The 6339-nt window shown below is 44.0% G+C and carries 10 protein-coding genes and 1 rRNA gene; 4 read left to right on the top strand and 7 right to left on the bottom strand.

Annotated elements, in window-relative coordinates; all coding sequences use genetic code 11:
• The first annotated feature begins 1 nt into the window (after window position 1).
• The 3 genes from rrf to HF078_RS00665 all read left to right on the top strand — a co-directional run bounded on the left by rrf (window position 2) and on the right by HF078_RS00665 (window position 1084).
• Window positions 2-118: ribosomal RNA gene (gene rrf, locus HF078_RS00675) — 5S ribosomal RNA — on the top strand.
• Window positions 119-212: 94 nt separating this feature from the next.
• Window positions 213-545 (top strand): hypothetical protein, encoded by a 333-nt coding sequence (locus tag HF078_RS00670; RefSeq protein WP_169289398.1) that lies wholly within the window; start codon window positions 213-215, stop codon window positions 543-545.
• Window positions 546-547: 2 nt separating this feature from the next.
• On the top strand, window positions 548-1084 hold the full coding sequence (locus tag HF078_RS00665) for a P-loop NTPase family protein (protein ID WP_169289397.1): 537 nt from the start codon (window positions 548-550) through the stop codon (window positions 1082-1084).
• Window positions 1085-1116: 32 nt separating this feature from the next.
• Here HF078_RS00665 and HF078_RS00660 read toward each other — a convergent pair whose 3' ends face one another.
• From HF078_RS00660 to HF078_RS00630, 7 genes are all read right to left on the bottom strand, one after another.
• Window positions 1117-1893: an ABC transporter permease gene (locus HF078_RS00660; RefSeq protein WP_169289396.1), complete on the bottom strand. Its 777-nt coding sequence runs from the start codon at window positions 1891-1893 to the stop codon at window positions 1117-1119.
• Window positions 1890-2786 (bottom strand): ABC transporter ATP-binding protein, encoded by an 897-nt coding sequence (locus tag HF078_RS00655; RefSeq protein ID WP_169289395.1) that lies wholly within the window; start codon window positions 2784-2786, stop codon window positions 1890-1892. The genes HF078_RS00660 and HF078_RS00655 overlap by 4 nt, the downstream gene beginning before the upstream one ends.
• Before the next feature lie 12 nt (window positions 2787-2798).
• Window positions 2799-2990: a PLD nuclease N-terminal domain-containing protein gene (locus HF078_RS00650; RefSeq protein WP_169289394.1), complete on the bottom strand. Its 192-nt coding sequence runs from the start codon at window positions 2988-2990 to the stop codon at window positions 2799-2801.
• A complete protein-coding gene (locus tag HF078_RS00645) occupies window positions 2990-3211 on the bottom strand; it encodes a transcriptional regulator (RefSeq protein ID WP_169289393.1) in 222 nt (73 codons plus the stop codon). Before HF078_RS00645 ends, HF078_RS00650 begins: the two co-directional genes overlap by 1 nt.
• Complete coding sequence (locus HF078_RS00640) at window positions 3208-3549, bottom strand: YxlC family protein (RefSeq protein WP_240951647.1); 342 nt, start codon at window positions 3547-3549, stop codon at window positions 3208-3210. The genes HF078_RS00645 and HF078_RS00640 overlap by 4 nt, the downstream gene beginning before the upstream one ends.
• Window positions 3527-4078, bottom strand: a complete 552-nt coding sequence (gene sigY / locus HF078_RS00635) for an RNA polymerase sigma factor SigY (protein ID WP_169289392.1) — start codon at window positions 4076-4078, stop codon at window positions 3527-3529. The genes HF078_RS00640 and sigY overlap by 23 nt, the downstream gene beginning before the upstream one ends.
• A gap of 255 nt (window positions 4079-4333) precedes the next feature.
• Window positions 4334-4780, bottom strand: coding sequence for an Hsp20/alpha crystallin family protein (locus HF078_RS00630; protein ID WP_169289391.1), 447 nt, complete (start codon window positions 4778-4780; stop codon window positions 4334-4336).
• A 293-nt stretch (window positions 4781-5073) separates the two neighbouring features.
• On the opposite strand from HF078_RS00630, the gene HF078_RS00625 reads away from it, so the two are divergent.
• Window positions 5074-6321, top strand: a complete 1248-nt coding sequence (locus tag HF078_RS00625; protein ID WP_169289390.1) for an MFS transporter — start codon at window positions 5074-5076, stop codon at window positions 6319-6321.
• Window positions 6322-6339: the final 18 nt, after the last annotated feature.

Here is a 6339-nt window from a genome sequence, read left to right as displayed (position 1 = left end):
GTCTGGTAATGATGGCGAAGAGGTCACACCCGTTCCCATACCGAACACGGAAGTTAAGCTCTTCAGCGCCGATGGTAGTTGGGGGATCTCCCCCTGTGAGAGTAGGACGTTGCCAGGCAAATTTATGAGAAACCAGTGCTTATTAGATTAGGCGCTGGTTTTTTTGTGTTTTCTTTTTTGAGAAGTTGGTGGCGGAACAATGACAGAATCCTTTGGAAAGGGGAGGAATTGTCATCGCAGAGGAAGAACGGTGCAAAAACAGGGGAGAAGAAGGTGGTTCTGTCATCGCAAAGGCGGAACGATGCCAAAACAGCGGAGAAGAAGGTAGTTCTGTCATCGCAGAGGAAGAACGGTGCCAAAACAGCGTAGGAAAAGGTAGTTCTGTCATCGCAGAGGCGGAATGGTGCCAATACAGAGGGGAAAAAGGATGTTCTATCATTATAGAGGCAGAACAAGAATTTATCCAACTACCCCTAGATTTTCCAATTACTTTCCTCTATACTAAACACTCTAAACATAGATCGTACATAAAAGGGGGGAATTAATAATGCAGCGCATAATGGTTATTGGGGTATCAGCAGGAGCAGGGAAATCCACGTTTGCCAGCAGGCTTGGAAAAGCTTTAGACGTAAAAGTATATCATCTGGATGCGTACTTTTGGAAACCAGGCTGGGTGCAGGCAAGCCCGGAGGAATTCACACAATCGCAACAGGAAATGATAAAGAACAACACCACTTGGATCGTTGAAGGGAATTATACAGCTACTTTTGATATAAGAGCAGAAAAGGCAGACACCATCATCTATTTGGAGCTTCCGTTACGAGTTTGTTTATATAGGGTTTTAAAGAGATGGCTGACTAATCTTGGGAATAAGCGTCCTGATCTTGGTGGGGAGTGTACGGAGAGAATGGAGTGGGGGTTCCTTAAGTTTATTATCACGACTTACCGAGCAAGGAAAAAAGCGATGAAGTCCCGTTTGGATTTTTATCAGGAGGACAAGTTGGTAGTGAGGCTGAAGGGGAAAAAGGCCATAGAATATTTTTTACAAGAGATAGAAAGACAAAAGAGTAGCTCGGCTTCTTAAAAGAAGAACCTGTAGCTACTCTTTTTTTATAATTAGAACTGTTCAAATCTCTTAAAGTTGAAAGTTGCCAACAGGACAAGAAGTAGAGATAGGCAAAGTGTAGCTGCAATAACGAGCAGGCCGTTTTCAAGAAGCTCCCCTTGCATAAGGATGGCAGTTGCGTGTTCTCTTAGCTTGGCTGGACTCCATTCCATAAATTTGGTGAAGAGTCCTGTAGTTACAGTCAAGAGTGCAAGAAACGATACGCTGACTCCGGCGATGCCTCCTGATGTGCGGAGCAAAGTTCCTGCAAAGATAGTAACAGAGATAATCAATACGATCCATAAGCTATAAACGCCGAGGCTTGCGAGCATGATGTCCCAATCTACTTGGTTGAATAGTAGATTGGTATAGTACCATGTTAGTACGTAGCTGAGTAGCAGGGATGTTAGAGCGATGATGAGTTGTGCTGTCCATTTGCTTAGGATGTACTGTAGTGGCTGGACAGGACGGGCCATGACGAGTGTGAGGGTACCGGTTTGGCGTTCGGTTGATATGACACTCATCGTAGCTAGCACAAATAGAAGCGTGGCAATTGTGCCGTATTGTCCGAGTGTGCCGGCCAGAACCTCTTCTCCGGAGGGAGTTGGGATTTCAATGACGGCCCCTTCTGGCAGGTTACCGGCTGATTCGATGATTTGTGGCATATAGTAGCTGGTTAAGGGTTGGGATATGCCGATGATCATGATGACAATAGGAAGCCAAATCCATTTTCCGTTGCGCATGCTTTCTTGCATTTCTTTTATAAAAAGAGTGGCGAAGTTTTTCATCGGTTCATCACCTTCATATATGCGTCTTCAAGGGAATCTTGCACCTTTTCATAGTGTGATAGGGTGAGCTGGTTATCTAGTATTTTTGATAAAATATTCTTGCTGCGGAAGGTCATTTCGTTTACATAGATGGTGGCAGTGTGTGTATCGGTATAGTCAATAGACTCTATGCTTGGAATGCCATCTAATTGTCCAGTGAGTGGCTCTTCCGTTTTTATTTTTACAGCAGAAGTTGTGTGTTCAGACCTTAATGTTGCTAGACTGCCGTCCCACTTGATTTGCCCTTCTTTTAGCATGATGACAGTGTCGCAAACCTGTTCTGCATCATGTAGAACATGGGTGGAAAACAGGATGGTCATGCGGTTCTTTAATTCAGTGAGAATTTTTAAGACATCGCGTCTGCCGTCCGGGTCAAGGGCGGAAACGGGTTCGTCGAGAATTAGGAGCTCCGGGTCGTGCATTAAGGCTTGCGCAAGGCCCAGCCGTTGTTTCATTCCACCGGAGAAGCCGCCTATCCGTTTGTTTTTCACATCCGCCAAGCTGACAAATTCAAGTGTTTCATCAATTTTGGATTTAAGTTGTGCCTTTGTGATGTGTGAAAGGTTGCCTGCAAACTGTAAATATTCTTTTGGTGTCATCCAGGAAAAAAAGGAAGGATGCTGGGGCAAGAATCCGATTTGGTATCGGTAGTCCTTGCCGTTGTTTTGAGTAAAACGGATTGAACCAGATGTTGGTGTAAGAAGTCCCGCAAGCATTTGCAAGGTAGTTGTTTTACCGGCTCCATTTGGACCGAGAAGTGCGACGCAACTTCCTTTTTCTATGTGAAAAGAAATGCCTTTGACGGCTTGGTGCTGCTTAAATGTTTTCGTTAAGTTATTGATTTCAAGTAACATTCCAGTCGCTCCCTAGTCGTTTTTTCTGCCGATAACAAAATAAAGGATAGGGCCGATAGTAGTGATGAAAAGTATAATGAGAGCCCAGGCCCATTTAGGTCCGTTCGTTTGTTCTTGACGGCTAAGGCTGATTAAGGCCGTGATAATTAAAATAAGTTGTAAAACGATTAGTGGTGCAGCAAGTGACCAGTTGATGTTTGCCATTAAAATCCTCTCCTCTTTAGTTTCTTATTATGTGGGTAGAACACGAATAGCAGATAGAACAGAGTAGGCAGTGGGAATTGAATTAATCCCCAGATTCCCCAGAACCATGCGTAACTGCCTTTTTTCTTAGCGTCAATGAATAGCAGGATGCTTTGTGTCAATAGAACAGGAATGAGCCATGGGAGAATGGTGTATAGTTGGTCCAGTTTTTCTGGCGTCATGACAAGATGCTTCCTTCCTGTTTAGCTTTATTTTTTTGTAGGAAGTAGAAAATGATTGGTGCTAGGACGAATGTTGAAACTTGAATGACGATAAATAACATGGGTGCTTGGAACATGGCTGTTGTAAAGGCTGTTAAAAGGATAAGCGCGGTGATGACGAAAATACCGAGCTCCTTTTGGAAGGCTTTACGTTTAGCTGATTTCGCTAGATGAAGTTGTTCCTGCATTTGATGAGCTGTAGGGATGGGAGGTGACCCTAATTCATCTAGTTGCTGCCAGTCTTTGTGAAGTTTTGTTAGAAGTTCCTTTTCTCTCTTATCCTGTTGATTCATCGTCATGGTCCCACTCCTTCCTTAGCGATTTGATACCGTTGTGCACTCTTGATTTTACCGTTCCTGTTCTAATGCCAAGCATCGTGCCGATCTCCTCATAGGTATAGCCGTAATAATGTCTCAGTAAAATCGGCGTTCTTGTTTCTGGTGGCAGCTGATTGAAGTCTGAGAACGTATCGCTCCAATCCATTCCGTTTGATTTTGAGCGGAAGGTGAGCTGTCTGGATAGAACATGTAGGAGCCGGTTGGCTTTTTTCTTCTCACGTTCTCGTTTCCGGATGGAATCGATGTAGAGCCTTGAGGCAATCGAGATCATCCAGGTGGAGAATTTCCCTTCTCCTTTGAAGGATGCGAGGTTGGTATAGCACTTCATCATCGTTTCCTGGGCCAGGTCGTTGCTCGTTTCTTCGTTCAGTGTCAGTTTGAGCAAGTATTTATATAGAAAAGAATAGTGCTTCTGAAATAGCTGCGTGAAGGCATCGTCGTCGCCTGTGATTGCCTCTTGTATCAGATAAATGTCTTCTTCCTGCTCCAAATCGATGCCTCCTTTCTTAGCGTTTTCGTGCTTCTTTCCATGCGTTCAACCATAAGACGCTGCGAGTTCATAAACCGTTCATTTTATTTTTAAATTTTTTTCGGGGATACCCATTTCACTTACTAAACTTACCTAAAAAGCATATAAAAAACCCCTTCTAGGTGAAGGGGAATAAGGATGGTAGTGTTAACTTATATAGTATTCGACGTCGGAGTGGAAATTCCTAGAGGGGTCTGACCCCTTATTTTTATTTTTTTATTTCTCCTTGTTCACCCCGCCCCTCACATAGATTTGGCGTTTGGTGTCGCTTATGATGTGGCGGTGGAGTTGGATGAGGAGGAGGCCGTTTTCGTAGGTGGCGTCTACTTTGTCGTCGCGGACTGGAAACGGGAGTTCGAAGGTGCGTTGAAATTCACCTTGTGCAATTCCTTCTTCAATGAGTTCGTAGCCTTGGATGTTGAGGTTGATTTGGCCTTTTACTTCAAGTTGCTGCGGGCGAACAAACAATTGTACTTGTTCTGGGTTTACAAGGCCTGGAAGGCACATAACACAGAGCAGCTCGTTCTCTTTTTTGTAAAGATTGGTCTGGGTCTGCATGTTTTCAAAGTATGGCTCAAACCCGTTCCAAAACTCGTCTCCGAAAAACTGATCCCATTGTTTGCGCCAGTCTCCCATATTTTTAAATTGATTAAATGGCATCATTAGCAATCACGCTTCCTTTCCTGGTTGCATTCTCTTTGCCAATAGATTATGCAGAGGTGGGCAGGTGAGTGCCTAGGTAACGTTTGATAGAGTAAATCCTATTTCCGTAGCTTTGTCGAAAATCAATTAAGCAATTATAAGGGAAATCATGGTATATTTTGAAATGGAGGTGTTTGATCATGTCAAAAAACAATACATTGATTTTAAACAAAAACACAAAGGGAAAACAACGTAATAGCAAGTGACGACTAACGTTTAAAACCGTGTTGTTGCTTGCTGGAAAGTAGGTAACAATGAACACATTGGAAACAAAACATGTGTATTACGCCATGCATATCATTATTTCGCTTGCGAGCTCGATTATGTTTACCACGTATGCGATCTATTATATTGAAGAATTAGGATTGAATCCTTTACAGCTAATATTGATTGGAACGGCCATAGAGTTGACGGTTATTATATTCGAAAGTGTAACCGGAGTGGTGGCCGACACCTACAGCAGGAGACTGTCCATTATTATTGCGACATTCATCTTAGGGGCTGCCTTTATTTTTGAAGGAAGTATCCTTTACTTGAGTGGTAGTACGGTAGTTGCTGGGGTGTTGTCTGCGTTTGTGCTATTACTCATTGGAGAGTTCATCCGCGGAATTGGAGAGACATTCCTAAGTGGAGCGGATCAGGCATGGCTGACAGATGAAGTAGGGGAAGGGTCGGTTGCGAAAATATTTGTCCGCACGAATCAACTCCGGCTTATTGCGAGCCTTATTGGGATAGTTATCAGTGTAGCACTTGCAAGCATTGCACTGAATCTTCCTTATCTGGCAGGCGGATTGCTTTACATTTTGCTTGGGGTCTTCTTGTGCATTTATATGAAAGAAAAGAATTTCGAGAGAGTGGAACATGCTGATGTGAATCCGTTGAAAGCAATGTCCGGCACGTTTATTTCTGGTGTGTCTTTTATAAAAAACAAGCCGGTACTTATTATGCTTTTAGTGGTGACGATATTTATCGGTGCAACATCTGAGGGATTTGACCGCCTTTGGGAAGCGCATCTGTTGGAAGCATTCACTTTTCCAAGCATCGGTTCACTGGATGTGGTTATTTGGTTCGGTGTCATTCAGTTTGTGGGAACGTTGATTAGCATCGGAGCGATGGAATGGTACCAGCGCAGATTTGATGTGAATCAGCCAAAGGTGATCAGATACAGTTTGTTTTACTTTACGATTGGGCAGGTTATCTTTCTGGTTCTCTTCGCGGTAACACCATCCTTCTACTTGGCCATTTTTTGTTTCTGGATGCTTGGCATCAACGGCTCCATCACTGCCCCGATATATCAGGCATGGCTGAATCAACAGTTGGAAAGCAAATCACGGGCCACCGTCCTATCCATCATGGGCCAGGGCAACGCGGTCGGGCAAGGACTAGGAGGACCCTTCGTGGGCGTCATTGCCACCAGATACTACATTCGCACCGCGCTAGTGCTTAGCGCCATACTGCTGCTTCCGGCAGTGGTTTTGTATGGTAAAGTGATGAAGAGGTAAAGAGGGGTCTGACCCCAA

The organism is Bacillus sp. RO2 (assembly GCF_012911845.1).
Taxonomy (GTDB): Bacteria; Bacillota; Bacilli; order Bacillales; family Bacillaceae_I; genus Sutcliffiella_A.
The sequence above is the reverse complement of the archived record's forward strand: the minus strand, read 5'-3'. Positions and strand labels throughout refer to the sequence as shown.

Excerpts from the sequence above, each read along its gene's own strand:
- HF078_RS00665 (WP_169289397.1), top strand. The coding sequence starts at position 548 with ATGCAGCGCATAATGGTTATTGGGGTATCAGCAGGAGCAGGGAAATCC.
- HF078_RS00660 (WP_169289396.1), bottom strand. The coding sequence starts at position 1,893 with ATGAAAAACTTCGCCACTCTTTTTATAAAAGAAATGCAAGAAAGCATG.
- HF078_RS00655 (WP_169289395.1), bottom strand. The coding sequence starts at position 2,786 with ATGTTACTTGAAATCAATAACTTAACGAAAACATTTAAGCAGCACCAA.
- HF078_RS00650 (WP_169289394.1), bottom strand. The coding sequence starts at position 2,990 with ATGGCAAACATCAACTGGTCACTTGCTGCACCACTAATCGTTTTACAA.
- HF078_RS00645 (WP_169289393.1), bottom strand. The coding sequence starts at position 3,211 with ATGACGCCAGAAAAACTGGACCAACTATACACCATTCTCCCATGGCTC.
- HF078_RS00640 (WP_240951647.1), bottom strand. The coding sequence starts at position 3,549 with ATGACGATGAATCAACAGGATAAGAGAGAAAAGGAACTTCTAACAAAA.
- HF078_RS00630 (WP_169289391.1), bottom strand. The coding sequence starts at position 4,780 with ATGATGCCATTTAATCAATTTAAAAATATGGGAGACTGGCGCAAACAA.
- HF078_RS00625 (WP_169289390.1), top strand. The coding sequence starts at position 5,074 with ATGAACACATTGGAAACAAAACATGTGTATTACGCCATGCATATCATT.